The following is a 20,062-nucleotide window of genomic DNA, read 5'->3' on the forward strand; positions in this document are numbered from 1 at the left end:
TGAATTAGTAAGCTTTTAGTAAAAGTAATCAAGGATCCAACCGTCTAAATTTTTTTTAGACGGTTTTTTTATTTTTTCTTCGGCATTGAGTGCGATTCTTTATTTTAAATGCTTTGCGTTATACTTTCCTTTTGTATTTATTTTTTGTAATACTTTACTCTATGTAAGTGTTGTTTCTTATTTATAAGTAAACTAAATATTACATTTTAAATGTTAAATAAATATAATTTCTTGTTAAAATTGTTGTAAATTTTTAAGTTCGCTCCAAATTTAAATCTCAAAATATGGAACTAAAACTAAAAAGAATCGCGTTTTTATTATTTGCGCTAAGTGTGCAGGTAATATTCGCACAAGAAAGAACAGTTTCTGGTAGAGTTTCTGATAATGAAGGAATGCCTCTTCCAGGTGTGAGTGTCTTATTAAAAGGTACGAAAATAGGAACTCAAACAGATTTTGATGGAAAGTACTCCATTAAAGCATCGTCATCTCAAATTTTAGTATTCAGTTATCTGGGTATGAAAACACAAGAAATTGAAGCCAAGTCAGCAACAATCAATGTTAAAATGTTGGGAAATGCGCAAGAATTGGAAGGCGTTGTGGTTACAACTGCTATGGGAATTAAAAGGGAGAAAAAGTCTTTAGGTTATTCGTCTCAAAAGTTAGACGAAAAGGCAGTAAACTCTACTCCAACTAACAATTTTTTAAACAACTTGTCTGGTAAAGTGTCAGGATTGGAAGTTAAGACCAATTCAAATTTTGGAGGATCTACCAATATTGTACTTCGTGGGGCAAAAAGTTTGACTGGAAATAATCAGGCATTGGTGGTTGTTGATGGTGTTGCGATAAATAACTCTAACTTAAATGATTCTTACTCTCGAAACGGAAGACGAGGTTTTGATTTCGGAAATTCAGCTTCAGATATTGATCCTAACAATATTGAATCGATTACGGTACTTAAAGGTGCTGCCGCAACGGCATTATACGGGAGTCAAGCGTCTAATGGGGCAATCATGATCACAACTAAAAAAGGACAAAAGAATACTGGCTTGGGTATCAGCTTCAGTTCCACAACTTCAATAGGGCAGTTTGATAAAAGTACTTTTGCTAGATATCAGAAGGAATATGGTGCGAATGGTTATTCGGGAGCAAATGACAGTTTTTATGAAGACGATGTTAATGGAGACGGGATTCCAGATAATATAGTAGATATGACAGCTGATTCGTCTTTTGGAAATGCATTTGATCCTTCTTTAAAAGTATATCAATGGAATGCTTTTGCTCCGGGAAATCCAAATTATGGCAAAGCTACTCCTTGGACTGCAGCAGTAAATGATCCAAGAAGTTTTTTTCAAAGATCGTTTACAACTGTTAATAATTTAGGATTCAGTGGTGGAGACGATAAAGGGTCTTATAACTTTAGTTATACCAATAATAATGAAACTGGAATTTTACCAAACAGTAAACTTAATAGAAATATTATTAATGGGAATTTCACAAGAAATTTGAGCGACAAAATTAAAACCAATGCATTTTTTACGTTTTCCGATCAATCAACTATCGGAAGAAACAGTACAGGATACAATGATAATATTCTAACAGGTTTTAGACAATGGTGGCAGACAAATGTGGATATAAAAGAACTCAAACAGGAATATTTCAGAAATAGACAAAACGTTACGTGGAATATGAATAATCCACTAGAAGGGGATTTCAACCCCGCTTATTGGAACAATCCTTATTTTGATCGTTACGAAAATTATTCATCAGACGGAAGAACCAGAATCCTTGCAGGCGGAAGTCTTGCAGTTGATATTACTAAAAATTTAAATGTTTTAGGTCGTGTAACTGTAGATGCCTCTAATGATAAGCAAGAAGTAAGAAAAGCTAAAGGAAGTCATGCAGAAGAATTTGGGATATTAGATTTGGATGAAACTTCAGGATATAATTTATATACTAGAAATTTTCTGCAGACAACTTATGATTTTATCGCTACTTACGATTTAAAATTATCTGAAAAAGTTTCTGGTAAAGTTTTGGCAGGATCAACTTTTATAAAGTCCAAATCTGATATTTTTAATCAATCAACAATTGGTGGTATTGTAGCGCCAGGGCTTTATACTCTTGGTAATTCTATGTCATTTGTTGCTCCTATAGAATCTGAAATTGATTACGCTAAATTAGGTTTGTATACACAGGCTTCCATTGATTACAATCGAACTGTGTTTATTGAAGGATCTTACAGACGCGATCAATCAAGTGCGCTGCCAATAAACAACAATAAATACAATTACTACTCAATCGGTACAAGCTTTATTGTTTCGGAATTACTTAAAAAAGATTGGCTAAACAATCTCAAACTTAGAGCAAACTATGCTGTTGTTGGTAATGATCCAGTTCCAGGGCTATTGGGGGCAAAAGTTAATAATGGTCTAATAGATGGTAATCTCATGTTTACAAACAGTACTACGTATGTAGATTTTCCTTCTCTAAGATCAGAAAAACTTAAAAGCTGGGAGTTTGGTGTCGAATCTTCAATGTTTAAAAATAGATTAAGTTTTGATGTTTCTATCTATCAATCAAATGCGGTTGACCAGATTTATAATGTTCCTCAATCTACTTCTACAGGTTTTTCAAATTCACAAATTAATGCCGGAGAAATGCAGAATAATGGGGTTGAGGTTTCGTTGTCAGGAACTCCAATTAAGACTAAAGACTTTCAGTGGGATATTACGGTTAACTGGTCTAAAAACAAGAATAAAGTGCTTTCTCTTAATCAGGGAAGAGATAATCTACAGTTAGCAACTTGGCAGAATGGAGTTAGTTTAAATGCTACAGTAGGTAAGCCATATGGTACCATGAGGGGAACTGATTATGTTTATACCAATGGAGAAAAAACTGTTGATGAAGATGGGAACTATTTAATGGTTGATGACCAAGTTATCGGAAATATCCAGGCTGACTGGATTGGCGGTATTTCAAATAGATTGGCTTATAAGAATATTTCTTTGAATTTCTTGATAGATATGAAAAAAGGAGGAAGCGTATATTCTTTGGATCAAGCTTATGGACAGTATACTGGGCTTTATCCTGAAACAGCAGGGCTTAATGATTTAGGTAATCCAGTGCGAAATTTTATTGCTGACGGAGGAGGAATAATATTAGAGGGTGTCTATGAGGATGGCAGTCCAAATAAATCTAGAATAGAAGCAAACTATGTAGGGTCTGGTTTCGGAACAGATGTTGAGCCAATGAAAAAGTTTATTTATGATGCGTCATATATAAAACTACGAGAAGTAGGTTTGACTTACACACTTCCAGAGAAATATCTTAAAACAACTTTTGCAAAGTCACTTTCATTAAGTTTACTTGGAAACAATTTGTGGATTATTCATAAAAACGTTCCGTATGCCGATCCTGAAGCAGGTACTTCGGCAGGAAATGTACAAGGATTTCAATCAGGTGTAATGCCTACAGTTAAAGTATATTCATTTAATATTAAAGCTACTTTTTAAAATGAAAAATATAGTATCAATCATAGTTTTGTCATTGTTAATGGCAAGTTGTGTAAGTGATGACCCAACAGGGAATGAAGATAAGGACAGATCTTACGGAGTGCCTGCAGAAACTTTATTTACAAATGCACAGAAAGAATTGACGGATCAATTGACAACCCCTAGTGTAAACTTAAACATAATTAGATATTTTACACAATACTGGGCAGCAACTCAATATAATACCGAAGCTAGATTTAATATTACGACAAGAAATATAGCTAATTTTCACTGGAATGCTTTGTACAGATCAGTTTTGGGTAATTTGCAAACAGCAAAAGAAGTAATTGCCACAGAAATCAAGCCTGACCTCATGAGTGCAGATGAATGGGCTAAACAGCAAAAAAATAAAGAAGCCTTAATTGAAATTCTACAAGTTTATGCTTTTCAGGTCCTGGTGGATAGTTTCGGAGATGTGCCTTATACCGATGCGTTAAGAGTAAAGGAAGTTGTCTTGCCAAAATATGATGACGATGCGGTTATTTATCCTAAACTAATTGTAAGATTAGATGCCGCAATTGCAAACTTAAATGAAAGCAGCGGGTCTTTTGGAAAAGCAGATTTTATTTATGGTGGAGACGTATCAAAATGGAAAATCTTTGCGAATACACTAAAGTTAAAAATAGGTTTAAACTTGGCTGATGTTGATGCGAGTCTTTCAAAAGCAACTGTGGAAAGTGCTTATAAGGCTGGGGTTATTCTTAATAATAGTCAAAACGCAATATTTGCATATCCGGGAGCATCTCCAATGTATAACCCTATATATGCTAACTTGGTTGCAAGTAATAGAAACGATTTTGTCGCTTCTGTAACCATAGTAAATGACATGAATACTTTGAAGGATCCTAGAAGAGCCGCATATTTTACTACAATCGATGGGGTTTACAAAGGAGGTCTTAATGGTCCAACCAATTTATATCAGAATTTTTCGCATATCAGTGATAAAATAAAAGAAGCTAATTTTCCAGGTGTGATAGCAGAGGCCACTGAAAGTAATTTTTACTTGGCAGAAGCTGCAGCTAGAGGATATGTTGTAGGAAACAATGCGGAATTCTATTACAATAATGCAATCAAGGCTTCATTTGAAAATTGGGGTATTGCAGCTGAGGCTGATGCATATTTGGAATCCCCTGATGTTAAGTATTCAACTGCTCCGGGTAATAACTATAAAGAAAAAATCGGTAGACAAGCGTGGATTGCGTTCTTTAACAGACCAATGGAATCATGGAATTCATATAGAAGACTTGATTTTCCAGTTTTAGTAGCACCAGCAAATGCTGTGGCTGCAGCAGAGGGGCAAATTCCAAAACGTTATACCTATCCTATAAACGAGCAAACTGTTAACAATGCAAATTGGGCCGCCGCATCGGCAGCTATTGGAGGAAATAAATTGAAAACCCACGTTTTTTGGGACAAAAATTAATTGTAATGTGTGCTTGAGGCAGGTAAAATAAATCCACCAATAATTTTAGCTACAAAAAGCCGGAAGTTACTAAAACTTCCGGCTTTTTTATAACAACTAATTCTAATTACTTAACAAATTTGTCAATGATTTTATCTGTTTCTGCTTTTGCAGTGTCTGGTTTTAAATCAAATAATAAAGAATAAAGTGCTTTTCTGTCCACTTTAGCTTCTAAATTTAAATCCTGGTGTCTGTCAAAAAGAGTCTGCCATTTGTCACGAACATTTTTCCAAAGTGCATTATTGGCAACCCACCATTTTTGAGCCGCCTGACATTTAATGTCTGGCACTTTAGTGTACACGTCAAATCCTTTTTCTTGGGCTAATAAAACATCTTTTCCAGCATCGTCACGAACCAGTTTGTCGTTATCTTGCTCATGATTCCATCCTGTAGCAGTAATTTCGTGAATGTTTCTTCTTTTCAAAACATTATAATCGTTGCGTTTTGTCTGCTCTCTTCTAGGAAGCGGAGCATCAGCAACGTTTGCCCAGTAATCTTTTCCGTCAACGTGTACCCAAGTCGAAGAACCTTCGTAACGAGGACTGTCATCAACTTGATATACTTTTTGTGTCCATTGACCTTTAACCGCTTTTTTATCAAGTTTCTTGTATTTCCAAGAATTTCCTTTATCGAAAGAATATAAGTCTGTGTTTTCGTATAGCCAATCTTGTCTCCAGTGTTTAATAATCATATCATCACTTACAATTAATAAGTGCTGCATTACGATTTTATTTGGAGTATCTTCTAATAACTGAACCCATTCTAAAGCAGATTCATGCTTAGTTTCAGATGGTTTATATGATGCAGAATCTTTGGGGTATGAGAATGTTTCGGTGAAATTAAACTTCACTTCATAACAACCGCACATTGATTTAATAGATTTTATGTCTTGTTGTTTTTTGTCTTGACTAAATCCAAGACTGCATGTTAAAGCCACAGCGGCTGACAGTAAAAGGCTTTTTGAAATCATAACTTATGGTTTTGTTTTTAAATTTTTCGCAAATATATAAATTTTATTTAGAACAATTAAAAATAGTTATATATTTGCATCGATTATTAAGACTGAATAAAAATAATGAGAATAAATATTACCCTTTTTGCTGTGCTATTATTAAGTAATTATTCTTTTTCTCAGCAAAAAGACACCATAAACTCGTCGGAAAAATTATCTGAAGTTGTTGTTACAGGACAGTTAGAGCCTCAATCAATTAAGAAGTCAGTTTTTAATGTTCGAGTAATTTCTAAAGAGGATATTAAACAATTAGCAGCTAATAATCTTTCAGATGTTTTGAATCAGTATCTAAATATTAGTATTAGAACTAGTGGTAGCGATGGACGTTCTACTGTGTCAATGTTTGGACTTGATGCGCAGTATTTTAAAATTCTGATAGATAACATTCCATTAGTAAGTGATACTGGAATGGGAACTAATGTTGATTTAACTCAAGTTAACCTTGATGATGTAGAACGTATCGAAATTATAGAAGGTTCGATGGGAGTTACTCACGGAGCTAATGCAGTAAGTGGTATTTTGAATATCATCACAAAAAAGGGTGGTGGTTATAGATGGCAGATTAGTGCAACGGTTCAAGAAGAAACGGTGGGTAACGAGTATGCACTTTTTGATAAAGGAAGGCATATTCAATCGGCTAAAATAGCACATAATTTTAATGAACATTGGTTCGTAAATATTGGTGGAAATCGTAACGATTTTGCTGGGTTTTATGATAATAAAAAGGGTAAAGATTATGGTTTTAATGATGGTTTACGTGGTTATGAGTGGTTGCCGAAAGATCAATTGGTAGGTAATGCAATGTTAGGCTATCAAAAAGATAATTTCAGGATTTTCTACAAATTCGACTACTACGGAGAAAATGTTCATTTTTATAGTCCAATTTTAATTCCACAGGATAATTATCCTTTTCCTGAAACGTACTTTACAAACGATAAACGTTTCTTAACAAATCGTTTTTACCACCATTTAAATTCTAATGGAAAACTTTTTTCTAGACTGAATTATAATATTTCTCTATCACATCAGAAGCAAGAACGTGATGTTGAAAAATTTAATTATCAAATTGAAACAAAAGATGAGTTTGCGAATGATAGGCAGACTTATCAATCCAAAGAAGTTTTTTACTCTACAGGAACATTGAGTAATTTCTTTAATAATCCTAAAGTTGATTTTCAGTTAGGTTATGAAATTACCAATGAAAATGGATTTTATGACGCATCGGCTGGTACTTTTAAAGATGACCAACAGCAAGCAGTTGATATAAGAAAAAGGCTTGAAAATTATGATGTCTTTTCTGTTGCTGAAATTAGTTTAAGCGATAAGTTTTCGATTCGTCCTGGTCTTCGTTATTCTATTCAATCAAAATTTGATAATCAATATGCGAGTTCATTAGGTTTAAGATACCTGTTTAAAAAAGGATTAGAGGCTAGAGCTTCGTTAGGGAAGTCATATCGTACCCCTAATTTTGATGAACTTTACACTTATTTTGTTGACTCGAATCACAACATTCAAGGTAATCCTGACTTAGTTCCCGAAAGTAGTACTTCTTATGAGTTAAGTTTCAAAAGAGCTTGCGCTTTAGGATCAGGTGCTCAAATAGCTAACAATTTAGCGGTAACTTATATGGATGTTGATGATAGAATTGATATGGTCTTGACACAAGTAGTACCAACCCAAGTTTATGAGTACGTAAACATCAACAAATATAAAATGTGGAATATTTCAACAACAGAGCAGTATACCTACAAGGGTTTTACTGCAAAAATTGGAGCCGCTGTTGTTGGAATCTCTAGGAAATTGGATTTGGCGGCTTTGAATCTAACTTCTGATGATAAATTTCTGTATTCACTGCAATTAAATTCTAGCGTTTCTTATAACATACCTAAATGGAATACATTGTTTGCAGTTTATTATAAATACAATGGAGAGCAACAAAGGTTTGTTGCTGGAACAGACACAGATGGAAATGCTAAATTCTTTTTAGAAGGGATCAGGCCATATAGTTGGATGGATGCTTCAGTTCGTAAAACTTTCTTTAAAAATCAATTTGAAGTTACAGTTGGAGCTAGAAATTTATTTGACATTACAAATGTTCAATCGGTAAGAAATGCAGGAGGGGATTCGACAGGAGGTGCTCATGCGGCAGGCAGTACGGATCTGTTATTAGGATACGGGCGTTCCTATTTTTTAAAACTAACATATAATCTAAATTTTAATTAATAAATCACTAACATGAAAAAGAATTTTATTTTAATACTATCTTTTGTATTGCTTGCTCTTGGAGCTTGTAGTAGCGACGATGAAGTGGCACAGCCAAATGCTGTAGCTTTTGCTTCGACTTCATTAAACTTATCTGCGGAAACTACTCCAATCGAGATTAAATTTGCATCTCCAACGGCAGCAGCAGGATCTTTAACTTTAACTTACACTGAAACAGCAGTTGCAAATGGTACAGATTATAGTACAACACCTGCAATAGCTGCTAGTAAAGTAATAGTTCCTTTCGAGAAAAATGTATCTACTGTATCTTTTACTTTCAAAAAATTAAAAGAAGCTATAGAAGGTGAAGTAAAGAATGTGGTTTTCACTATCAGTAGCGTTACGATTAATGCTGTAATTTCGGAAAACAAATCAATTCAGGTAAATTTTAACGAAACTGCATCATTAGGGACTGCTTTAGCACCTGAAGTTGGTGGACCTTTCCAGCAAAATCAAGTATATGTTGATTTAAGCAGTGGTAAAATGACTAGTGTTCTTAGAACATCTTGGGACCTTGGGTTTTATTCTGGTGCAGATTTTAAAGTTGTAATCAATACTTCTGTAAAAATGTCTGCTAAACAAACTACAAGTACAAATATTGATGAAGTTCAAGTAGAAGATGAAACGATGCTTATTAATCAAGGTAGTGGAATTGTGGCACAAGTTGATGATCCATCTGGAGATATTACTAAAACAGCTATCGCAACAATTTCTTCTACTGATTCTGAAAATAAAGTATATGTTGTTAATTTAGGAAGTAATCCTGGTACAGCTGAACCAACTGTAGGAGCTGAAGGTTCTGCGACTGGAACTTCTAGAGGGTGGAAAAAAATTAGAATTTTAAGAAGCGGAAACGATTATAAAATTCAATATGCAGATTTAGCGGCAACAACTCATCAAGAAGTGGTAATTACAAAAAATGCAGCTTACAATTTTACATTCTTTAGTTTGTTAGATAAAAAAACAGTAAGTGTTGAGCCACAGAAAGCGCAATGGGATTTAAACTTTACAACTTTTACAAATACGACTCAAGGACAAACAGGATTATCTCCTTATCATTATGCTGATTTTGTTTTAAGCAATCTTAAAGGTGGAGCATTAGCGTATCAAGTTTTAACTAGTGAATTTGCTTATGACACATTTACATTGGCAAATGTAGCAAGTGCTAAATTTACAGCTGATCAAAGAAATATTGGACCTAATTGGAGAGGTACTAGTGTTGCTGGTCCAAGTGGTTTTCCAGTTTCTCAATTTGTATTAAGAACAGATCGTTTTTATGTTGTGAAAGATCCGGCAGGAAATGTGTATAAATTGAAATTTACAGGAGGAGCAAATGCCGAAGGAAAACGAGGATATCCAACATTCCAATACGCTATCTTGAAATAATTTTTAAAATGAAAAATCTAAAAAATATAAAGATTGTTCATTCTAATATATAATGCACAGCATTCAAAATTTAGTTAATCATTAGCTTTGTTTTTTTTATTTTTTTTATTTTTTTTTGATAAAGGGGTTAGATTCGTCTAGCCTCTTTTTTTTATCTAGTTTCTTGTTAAAATGAATTAGAAATAAAATGTTATTCTATCTTTGCAAAAATTTTTTCTGCAGTAAATTAACAATAACTTAATTGGTTTAATTTTTGCATTAGAGTTCTTCATAATTATATAATTAGTAGTGGGTACAAAATCATATTTTTTTAAGTCTTTTGCAATCGTTGCATTGGCGTTGGTTGCTTTTATTGGGTTCAAACAAATCCTTCCAGATAAAATATTTTCAGAAAGTAAATTAGATTCCAAAAATGTATTAATTGACAGCCTTCTCTTAGAATCTGTTGCCGAAGATTCTTTGGCTTTAGACAACGACAGCATTTCTGAAGAAGACCGAAAACTCAATCGCCAGAAGATTGTTTATGATGAAACGGGAGGAATCGAATTTCCGTCAGAAACATTTGAAAATTATAAAGGATATCAATATCTCATTCACTTTTACGAAAAATTGTACCAGCTGGAAAAAAATCCGCAGGCAAAGGTTCGTATTGCCTACTACGGAGATTCTATGACCGATGGAGATTTGATTGTACAGGATGTTCGTGCCAATTATCAGGAACGCTTTGGAGGAAATGGAGTAGGTTTTGTTTCGATTACATCAGAATCTGCGGCTTCACGCGGGTCGGTGAAATCAAAATATTCTAAAAACTGGAAAGCACAATCATATCTTAACGTTAAAAAACCAACGAGTCCTTTTGGTGTTAACGGGCATGTGTTTTTTGCAAACGACCACTCCAATCCAACTTGGGTGCAGTACGAAGCTGGGTTGAATAAATATTCTACATCTCTTGATAATGCAACCTTATTTTATGGGAAATCATCTAAAAAAGGAAGTGTCAATTTTATTATCGGGAAAGATACGCTGAAGAAAAGCCTGTTGCCAAATAATTTAGTAAATACTTTAAAAGTTTCTTCAGGAAGCATCAAGTCATTTAAAGCTAATTTTATTCATGCAGATTCTATTCCGATTTTCGGATTTAATTTTGACAACGGAGTAGGAGTGCATGTTGATAATTTTTCGCAACGAGGAAATTCGGGACTACCGATTTCGATATTCGATGCCAATGTAATGCAGGCTTTTAATGCTAACTTGAAATACGATTTGGTTATTCTTCATTATGGAACCAACGTATTGAATTACGGTACTAAAAACTATTCATGGTACGAAAAAGGAATGACCAAAGCGGTTAACAAAATCAAGGAATCGTTTCCAGGGGTTTCAATTCTGATTGTCTCTACTGCCGACAAATCGACAAAATATGATTTGGAAATGAAAACAGATTCGGCCGTAGTTCCTTTGATGAAAGCACAGAAAAAATACGCTTTAGAAACCGAGTCAGGTTTCGTCAATCTGTATACATTGATGGGGGGCGACGGATCTATGGTAAAATGGGTTGATGAAGCTCCTGCCAAAGCCAATAAAGATTACACGCACTTTAATCAGCGTGGTGCAAAAGCAATTGGAAAACTATTGTACGATCAGCTAAATAAAGGCTACGAAGAGTACAAAATACTTAGAGAAAAAAGAGATTCGGGATCCAAACAGGGAACGGTAAGGAAATCCAGACCCGATTCCGTCTCCGTAAAAAGTGACAGCTTATGATGAATAAACTTATTGTTGTCTTTTGTTGTCTGTTTTTTTCAACAAATGATAAAAATCCAAAATCAGAGTCAAATCCAATACCCAAAAACATGATTCAAAAAGCCGATACTGCAGCAGTTGAAACTTCTTCTGGCAATCCGATTTATAATGCAGGTGCGTTAGAGGCTTTTTTTCAGAAGCTGAAAGAAAACGAAAAGCAGCGAAGCCAGAAAATCAATATTGTTCATATTGGCGATTCACATATTCAGGGAGATTTAATGACCAATGAAGTTAGGAAACGCCTTCAGCAGGAATTCGGAAACGCCGGCCGAGGTTTGGTTTTTCCGTATCAGTTGGCCAGAACAAACGGTTCCTACAACGAACGTTTTAAATCGAATCGGATCTGGGAAAGTTATCGAAATATATATCCGGTAAAGAGTAATCCGATCGGCTTATGCGGTATCGGACTCTGGAGAGACAGCGGCGGATTTGTTATGGAGATGAATGTAAAAGATCCGGCCTATAAATTCAATACCATAAAAATTATTACGCCTCAGAATCAGAATATGTTTGACCTGGCGGTTTCGTCAAAGGTAAATCTGATTCAAACAACAGAAAAAAAGGTAGTTACTCATAAAATTAAAAAAGGAGAAGTACTCGGAACAATCGCAGACAAATACAATGTTTCGATTGTCGAAATAAAAAGAGCTAATAATCTGAAATCGAATAACATTCGCGCAGGCAGAACTTTAAAAATTCCAACAAACGAAACCAAGCCTAAAACAATTTCGATGTCAGAATTTGTGCCGTTAGAAATACAATCTGATTCGTTTTCGCATTATTATAATTCAGAAAATGCCTTAAGCCGCATTTTTTTGGTGCCTAATAAAGAAGCCTCAAGTTACGAGTTAAACGGTTTGGTTTTAGAAAAAGACAATCCTGGAATAATCTATAGCGGTATTGGAGTAAACGGCGCTAAATATTCGGATTATAATAAGTATCCATTGTTTTTTGAACAACTAAAAGCATTGCATCCTGATTTGCTTGTTTTTTCGCTTGGGACTAATGAAAGTTATGACAAGTTAGACGCCGGAAAATATATCAGCGAACTGAGGGAGTTTATAGGCAAGATAAGGGAGCAGAAAATAGAAGCGCCAATCATAGTCATGACCCCGCCGCCGTCATTACTGAGAAGAAAACCAAATACTTATATCGATGATTATACAAAGGGAATTATCGATACAGCAAAAAATGACAGTTTTGCTGTTTGGAACTTATATGATGAATTTGGAGGGATGAGCGGTATACGTCAATTGAAAGCCCAGGCCTTAATTGGGCCAGATTGGGTTCACTATTCTAAAAAAGGCTACGAAAAACAAGGAAAAATGTTTACAGAGGCTTTATTAAAAGCTTATAATTATTATAAAAACTAAAGATAACATTGACAACAATAGAGAGCATCAATAACTGGTTTATTGAAAATTTTGGTGCAATTACGATGGAAAAAGTTGAAAGCTGGTTTGTGTACAATCCGGACGAAAAACTTTTGTTTAATACCGGTTTATTCTTAGGCTTATTTCTGGTTTTCTATTTTGTGTATGGATTTTTACGCAAAACATTTTATTTAAGATTAACGTATGTTATTCTTTTCTCGCTTTTCTTTTATTACAAATCAAGCGGGATTTATTTTCTTTTATTGTTACTTTCTTCGGTTGTGGATTATGGTTTAAGCCAGATTATTTACAAAGAAAGCAAGGACAATGTCAAGAAAATATATTTGGTTATAAGTGTGATTTTGAATTTAGGATTACTTGGATATTTCAAGTACATGAATTTTATGATTGGCACTTATAATGATATGTTCAATGGAAATCTGAAGTTTCATGACATATTCCTACCAGTTGGAATTTCTTTCTATACTTTTCAATCGATGAGTTATATCATTGAGATTTATCGAGAAGAAATAAAACCGACCAAGAATTATATCGAATATTTGTTTTTCGTATCGTTTTTTCCACAACTGGTTGCAGGACCAATTGTACGTGCAAAAGATTTTCTTCCTCAGATTTATCAAAAACTGAATTTAACGAGAGAAGATGTTAATAATGCGCTGTTTTTAATTATCGGAGGTCTGATTAAGAAAACCGTAATTTCAAATTATATTTCGGTAAACTTTGTCGATCGTGTTTTTGATACGCCTTTGAGTTATACTTCTTTTGAGAATTTAATGGCCTCTTACGGATATGCGATTCAAATCTATTGCGATTTTTCAGGATACTCCGATATGGCAATTGGTATTGCTTTGTTGTTAGGGTTTAAATTGCCAGCCAACTTTAGAACGCCTTATAAATCGACATCGATTACCGATTTCTGGAGAAGATGGCATATTTCGCTTTCAACTTGGCTGAAAGATTTCTTGTATATTTCGATTGGAGGAAATAGATCGGGTTCTTTTGCAGGATATTTGTTTCCAAGTTTATTTTTCTTCGGGTTATTGCTTTGGGGAATTTCAAATTATAATGAAAGTGTAATTCCGCTTCTTGTGGCAGGAATCAGTATACTGATTTTCTGTTTGTCATTTTTGCTTTCGAGTAAGAGAAAACAAACTTTGGTAACCAATTTCAATTTATTCACAACAATGCTTTTGGGCGGACTTTGGCATGGCGCAGGAGCACAATTTATTGTTTGGGGAGCATTGCACGGATTAGCATTGGCGGTTCATAAAATATTCATGGAATTGTTTCCTTCAAAAAAAGACCAAAAGCCAAATTTTCTATGGAGGTTTTTCTCAATTGTTATCACATTCCATTTTGTGGTTTTCTGTTGGATTTTCTTCAGAGCAAGAGATTTCGAAACAGCATTGCAGGTTATCAATACAATCGGACAATTAACATTCGAACCAGAACTTTGGAAAACGATAGTGATTGGCTACAAAAACGTATTCGGATTGATGTTGTTTGGTTACGTTTGGCATTTCTTGCCAGAAACAGTCACCAACGGAATGAAATCTGTTTTTGATAAAACACCAATCCTGGTAAAAGCAATTATCTTAGGTTTCGTTTACTGGATTGTTTACGCAACAGCAGTAGCGGGTTCACAGCCGTTTATTTATTTCCAATTCTAATTATAAGGTTCGTAGCTACAAAGGCACAAAGGCGCAAAGGTTTTTCCTCTTGCGCCTTTTTCTTTTGCCACAAAGACACAAAGACGCAAAAAAAATTTCTCTCGCAGATTTAGCTGATTTTGCAGATTATTTTTATTTTAAGAATAGAGAATCTGTTTTGATCTGCAAAATCTGCGAGAGAAAAAATAAATTCGAGAAATTAGTGTAATTCGTGGCTAAGAAAAAACTTTGCGTCTTTGTTCCTTTGTTCCTTTGAACCTTAAAAAATAAATTGCCTGAAACATCTAATTAGATTATCTTTGCACCTCAAATAAAGAAAATAGTATGTTTGATAATTTAAGTGATAAGTTAGATAAAGCGTTCCATATATTAAAAGGACACGGTAAGATTACAGAAGTAAACGTAGCCGAAACTTTAAAAGAAGTTCGTCGTGCTTTACTTGATGCCGACGTTAACTTTAAAATTGCTAAAGATTTTACTGCTAAAGTAAAAGACAAAGCAATAGGACAAGACGTACTTACAACCTTGCAACCGGGACAATTATTGGTAAAGCTAGTTAAAGACGAGCTTACCGAATTAATGGGTGGAGACGTTGCTGGTGTAAACCTTTCAGGAAATCCGACAGTAATTTTGATGTCAGGACTTCAGGGGTCTGGTAAAACGACTTTCTCAGGAAAATTAGCCAACTTCTTAAAAACAAAGAAAAACAAGAAACCACTTCTTGTAGCGTGTGATATCTACCGTCCGGCGGCGATAAATCAGTTACATGTTGTGGGAGATCAAATAGGTGTTGAGGTTTACTCAGAACCAGAAAATAAAAATCCTGTAGAGATTGCTCAAAACGCAATCAAACATGCCAAAGCAAACGGATTCAATGTCGTGATTGTCGATACAGCAGGTCGTTTGGCAGTAGATCAGGAAATGATGGACGAAATTGCGCGTGTACACAAAGCAATTCAGCCACAAGAAACATTGTTTGTTGTAGATTCTATGACAGGACAAGATGCTGTAAATACAGCAAAAGCGTTCAACGATATCTTGAATTTTGATGGAGTTATCTTAACGAAATTAGATGGTGATACTCGTGGTGGAGCGGCGCTTTCAATCAAATCGATTGTAAACAAACCAATCAAATTTGTAGGTACTGGAGAGAAAATGGAAGCAATTGATGTTTTCTATCCAGAACGTATGGCTGAACGTATCTTAGGAATGGGAGACGTTGTGTCTCTTGTTGAAAGAGCTCAGGAGCAATTTGACGAAGAAGAAGCAAGAAAACTTCAAAAGAAAATCGCTAAAAACGAGTTTGGTTTTGATGATTTCTTAACGCAGATTCAACAAGTAAAGAAAATGGGTAATATGAAAGACTTGGTTGGAATGATACCAGGAGCTTCAAAAGCGATGAAAGATGTAGAAATCGAAGATGATGCCTTCAAACATATCGAAGCAATCATTTATTCGATGACGCCGGCTGAAAGAAGCAAGCCAGCCATTATCGACGTAAAAAGAAAAGCCAGAATCGCAAAAGGTTCGGGAACAAAAGTCGAGCAGGTAAACCAGCTGATGAAACAGTTTGACCAAATGAGCAAGATGATGAAGATGATGCAAGGCCCAGGCGGAAAAAACCTGATGAAAATGATGGGAGGTATGAAAGGGATGCCGGGTGGTATGCCAGGAGGAATGCCGAGATAAAATAAGAAAAAGTTTCAAGTTTAAGGTTTCAAGTTATGAGACTAAAATTTGAAACTTTTTTAATTACATAAAAATTTAAGTTCTGTAAATAACTTGAAACTTTAAACCTGAAACCTGAAACAAAATAAACACAACACATGCAGCTACTAGACGGTAAAAAAACATCTAACGACATTAAAAACGAAATTGCGGCCGAAGTTCAATCTATAAAAGCAGCCGGAGGAAAAGTGCCTCATTTGGCAGCGGTTTTAGTTGGAAACAATGGAGCAAGTTTAACTTACGTAGGAAGTAAAGTGAAATCTTGTCAAGAAATCGGATTTGATTCTACTTTAGTAAGTCTGCCGGAAACGATTACCGAAGACGAACTGCTTGCTAAGATTAAAGAGTTAAACGAAGATGATAATCTAGATGGATATATCGTTCAGTTGCCATTGCCAAAACATATCGACGAGCAGAAAATTCTATTAGCGATCGATCCAGATAAAGATGTAGACGGATTTCATCCAACTAACTTCGGAAGAATGGCACTTGAAATGGAAAGTTTTATTCCAGCAACACCATTCGGAATTATGGAATTGTTAGAGCGTTACAAAGTAGAAACCGCAGGAAAACATACCGTTGTAATTGGAAGAAGCCATATTGTAGGACGTCCAATGAGTATTTTAATGAGCCGTAAAGGAAATCCAGGTGATTCTACAGTTACTTTAACACACAGTCGAACTAAAGATTTGGCAGAATTCACTAAAAATGCCGATATCATCATCACTGCTTTGGGAGTTCCAGAATTCTTAAAAGCGGATATGGTAAAAGACGGAGTAACCGTTATTGATGTTGGAATTACACGTGTAGAAGATGCATCAAACGCAAAAGGATACGTTATCAAAGGTGACGTTGATTTTGACGGAGTAAGTAAAAAAGCATCATTCATCACGCCAGTTCCAGGTGGAGTAGGACCAATGACAATTGCGATGCTGCTTAAAAATACACTTTTGGCAAGAAAAATGAGAAGCGCAAGAAATCAATAATTTTTTTTTTCAAAATATTACACAAAGCCTGTTCAATTGAGCAGGCTTTTTTATTGTATTAATTTTTGAAACACATAGAAACATAGAATTGATTTTTCCGTAAAAGAATATAAAAGAGAAACTAGTTTCTCTCACATAGCTAAAGTATCTATGTTTTTTTATAATAAGTGAAACGCCTTTTTACGGTAACAAATATCTATGCTTCTATGTGTTTAAAAAAAATCTTCCCAACCAGCCATTTTAATATATAATTAATACTTTAAAATTTCGGTTCTTAAAAATAAAGGATACTTTTGCAGCGCTATAAAAAACACTTCTCCAAATGGACGATTATTATTATTCGTTAGTATTAAATTAAGCAGCTTTTGAAATTTCAAAATGCTGCGTTAAAACCCTGTATTTTGAAATGAAAGCCTTTTACACTAACAACAACGGATTAGTAGAAATCCAAAAATGGACTTCAAATTGCTGGATTCACATCGAATCTCCAACAGAATCAGATAAAAATTACTTGCTGCAAGAACTTCAGGTTCCTGAAGCATTTTACAATGATATCGAGGATATCGACGAAAGACCTCGTATCGAAATCGAAGATGGCTGGACGCTAATCATTATGCGAATTCCCATTAAAAGCGGCGATGTCAAAATTCCTTTTCATACCGTTCCACTCGGAATCATTTTTAAAGATGATATCTGCGTTACCATCAGTTTTTATAAAACAGAAATAATCAAAGATTTTGTTGCCTATTCACAGCGCAAAAACATCGAAATAGAAGACAATTTCAATCTCGTTTTAAGATTGCTTTTATCATCAAGCGTTTGGTATTTGAAATACCTAAAACAAATCAATCAGAAAATAAAACTAGCAGAAGATAATTTAGAGAAATCAATCAAAAATGAAGAATTACAAGCCCTGCTTCAAATCGAAAAATGTTTTGTATTCTTCATCACATCTTTAAAAGCAAATGATGTTTTATTTCAAAGAATCAAAAATTTAAAAGCTCACAAAGCCAGTTACGACCCAGAATTGTTAGAAGATGTCGAAATCGAGCTAAATCAGGCGCAAGACACGGCCAATATTTACAACAACATCTTAACGGGAATGATGGATGCTTACGCCTCTGTAATCTCCAATAATATGAACAATATTATGAAACAGATGACGTCAATTTCTATCATCTTAATGATTCCAACCCTCATCGCCAGTTTGTACGGAATGAACGTCCCAAACGGTCTGGAAGAAAGCAAATACGGAATCTGGATATTACTTTTAGTTTCTATACTACTTTCCACTTTTGGAGTCTTTTTGTTCAAAAGAAGAAGATGGTTCTAAAAACTTAAAAATAATTCAAAGCCTGTTCGTTAAGAATAGGCTTTTTCGTTTTTATATTTTGGGCGTGACCGTGTCCCGATAAGAGGGCAAACATACTTTGCGTTCATGCGCCCTCTTATCGGGACACGGTCGGGCTATCCATGCTACTTCGGTAGCTTATTCCTATCCCTCACGCAATCTTGTGTAGCAAGAAAGTTTCTCTCCTGCAAGGTTTTCAAAATCTTGTAGGTATTGTATATGAGGTCCTAAATATTTTGTGGGATAGATTTCCCTAACGCAACTTTATGATAATAAGAAATTCCGTTCCTGCAAGGTTTCCAAAACCTTGTAGGTATTATAAATTTAGTCCTAATTTTTTTTTTGGATAGATTTTTTGAGTTCAAATAAATCTTAAATCCTACAAGGTTTTGGAAACCTTGCAGGATGCTAAATTGTTTTTTTAAAAATTATTTCCAACTTTTTATTTGCCATTTCAAAATAAACAATAACTTTGCGTCTCAAAGTACTTTAATTATGAATCAGAAGCACCAAGAAGATTTAGCACATATCCGTTCCATGATGGAGCGTTCTTCAAGATTTATATCCTTAAGTGGTTTATCGGGCGTTTTTGCCGGTTTGTCTGCGATGGTAGGTGGAATGTACGTTTATTTGCTGTTTAAATCAAACGGCATAGATTATTTTACAGACGAACACAGATCATATTCATTTGCTTTAGTAAAAGAGTTATTTTGGATCGGAGTCGCCATAATGTTTTTTGCGGTGCTGTTCGGCATCTTTTTTACAATCAGAAAAAGCAAAAAATACAGTTTGCCAATTTGGACATCGGCGACAAAAAATATGCTTTTTAATCTTGGAGTTCCGCTTGTAGTGGGTGGCATTTTTTGTCTCGCTTTGATCTATTACGGAATCTACGGTTTTGTAGCGCCAGCAACCTTGATATTTTACGGACTTGCTGTAATAAATGCCGAAAAATATACATTTTCTGATGTAAAATATTTGGGATTCTCACAGTTATTGCTAGGACTAATTTCTCTTTTTTTAATTGGGTACGGCTTAATTTTCTGGATTATTGGTTTTGGAATTCTGCATATTTTGTACGGATTAATGATGTTTAGAAAATACAAATAAAACCTGCCCATGGGAATTATTGATAAGTTAAATAAAGATTTCGAAAGCCGTGTCAGATTAGGTATCATGTCTATTCTGATGGTCAACGAATGGGTAGATTTTACTGAGATGAAAACGCTTCTTAACATCACAGACGGTAATTTGGCCAGCCATTCTGCAGCGCTGGAAAAGGCAGAATACATTGAGATTAAAAAAGAATTCGTCGGCAAAAAGCCAAAAACTTCTTATCAGGTTACAGAAAAAGGTAGACAGGCTTTCAAAGAGCATTTGTCTTACCTCGAAAAATTAATGAAATCATAAAAACTAAAAAATTTTGTCTAATAACTTTGAAACACAAAGTACTTTTA

13 protein-coding genes are annotated in these 20,062 nt (G+C 34.7%); 12 read left to right on the plus strand and 1 reads right to left on the minus strand.

All coding sequences use genetic code 11. The annotated features are described in order from the left end of the window. Positions 1-284 precede the first annotated feature (284 nt). Positions 285-3,512 (plus strand): SusC/RagA family TonB-linked outer membrane protein, encoded by a 3,228-nt coding sequence (locus E0W73_RS12265; protein WP_135222373.1) that lies wholly within the window; start codon positions 285-287, stop codon positions 3,510-3,512. Position 3,513: 1 nt separating this feature from the next. Beyond that, positions 3,514-4,974: a SusD/RagB family nutrient-binding outer membrane lipoprotein gene (locus E0W73_RS12270; RefSeq protein WP_135222374.1), complete on the plus strand. Its 1,461-nt coding sequence runs from the start codon at positions 3,514-3,516 to the stop codon at positions 4,972-4,974. A gap of 106 nt (positions 4,975-5,080) precedes the next feature. Here the strand turns inward: E0W73_RS12270 and E0W73_RS12275 are convergent, their stop codons facing one another. Further along, positions 5,081-5,983 carry a DUF6607 family protein gene (locus E0W73_RS12275; RefSeq protein ID WP_135222375.1) on the minus strand — a complete coding sequence of 301 codons (903 nt, stop codon included), beginning with the start codon at positions 5,981-5,983 and terminating at the stop codon, positions 5,081-5,083. Positions 5,984-6,088: 105 nt separating this feature from the next. Here E0W73_RS12275 and E0W73_RS12280 point away from each other — a divergent pair, with 105 nt between their 5' ends. The 10 genes from E0W73_RS12280 to E0W73_RS12325 all read left to right on the plus strand — a co-directional run bounded on the left by E0W73_RS12280 (position 6,089) and on the right by E0W73_RS12325 (position 20,015). Next, a complete protein-coding gene (locus tag E0W73_RS12280; RefSeq protein WP_135222376.1) occupies positions 6,089-8,248 on the plus strand; it encodes a TonB-dependent receptor plug domain-containing protein in 2,160 nt (719 codons plus the stop codon). 12 nt (positions 8,249-8,260) lie between these two features. Beyond that, positions 8,261-9,673, plus strand: a complete 1,413-nt coding sequence (locus E0W73_RS12285; RefSeq protein ID WP_135222377.1) for an HmuY family protein — start codon at positions 8,261-8,263, stop codon at positions 9,671-9,673. A gap of 288 nt (positions 9,674-9,961) precedes the next feature. Continuing rightward, positions 9,962-11,437 (plus strand): SGNH/GDSL hydrolase family protein, encoded by a 1,476-nt coding sequence (locus E0W73_RS12290; protein WP_135222378.1) that lies wholly within the window; start codon positions 9,962-9,964, stop codon positions 11,435-11,437. Beyond that, positions 11,434-12,849, plus strand: a complete 1,416-nt coding sequence (locus tag E0W73_RS12295) for a LysM peptidoglycan-binding domain-containing protein (protein WP_244248481.1) — start codon at positions 11,434-11,436, stop codon at positions 12,847-12,849. The genes E0W73_RS12290 and E0W73_RS12295 overlap by 4 nt, the downstream gene beginning before the upstream one ends. 8 nt (positions 12,850-12,857) lie before the next feature. After that, positions 12,858-14,540, plus strand: a complete 1,683-nt coding sequence (locus E0W73_RS12300; RefSeq protein ID WP_135222379.1) for an MBOAT family O-acyltransferase — start codon at positions 12,858-12,860, stop codon at positions 14,538-14,540. Between the two features lie 324 nt (positions 14,541-14,864). After that, on the plus strand, positions 14,865-16,229 hold the full coding sequence (gene ffh, locus E0W73_RS12305) for a signal recognition particle protein (protein ID WP_135222380.1): 1,365 nt from the start codon (positions 14,865-14,867) through the stop codon (positions 16,227-16,229). A gap of 137 nt (positions 16,230-16,366) precedes the next feature. Next, positions 16,367-17,254 carry a bifunctional 5,10-methylenetetrahydrofolate dehydrogenase/5,10-methenyltetrahydrofolate cyclohydrolase gene (locus tag E0W73_RS12310; RefSeq protein ID WP_135222381.1) on the plus strand — a complete coding sequence of 296 codons (888 nt, stop codon included), beginning with the start codon at positions 16,367-16,369 and terminating at the stop codon, positions 17,252-17,254. A 406-nt stretch (positions 17,255-17,660) separates the two neighbouring features. Beyond that, positions 17,661-18,587 carry a magnesium transporter CorA family protein gene (locus E0W73_RS12315; RefSeq protein WP_135222382.1) on the plus strand — a complete coding sequence of 309 codons (927 nt, stop codon included), beginning with the start codon at positions 17,661-17,663 and terminating at the stop codon, positions 18,585-18,587. Positions 18,588-19,100: 513 nt separating this feature from the next. Continuing rightward, a complete protein-coding gene (locus E0W73_RS12320; protein WP_135222383.1) occupies positions 19,101-19,715 on the plus strand; it encodes a hypothetical protein in 615 nt (204 codons plus the stop codon). A gap of 9 nt (positions 19,716-19,724) precedes the next feature. Then, complete coding sequence (locus tag E0W73_RS12325; RefSeq protein ID WP_135222384.1) at positions 19,725-20,015, plus strand: winged helix-turn-helix domain-containing protein; 291 nt, start codon at positions 19,725-19,727, stop codon at positions 20,013-20,015. Positions 20,016-20,062 lie beyond the last annotated feature (47 nt).

The sequence above is a fragment of the Flavobacterium foetidum genome (assembly GCF_004634245.1).
In the GTDB taxonomy this organism is placed as follows: Bacteria; Bacteroidota; Bacteroidia; order Flavobacteriales; family Flavobacteriaceae; genus Flavobacterium; species Flavobacterium foetidum.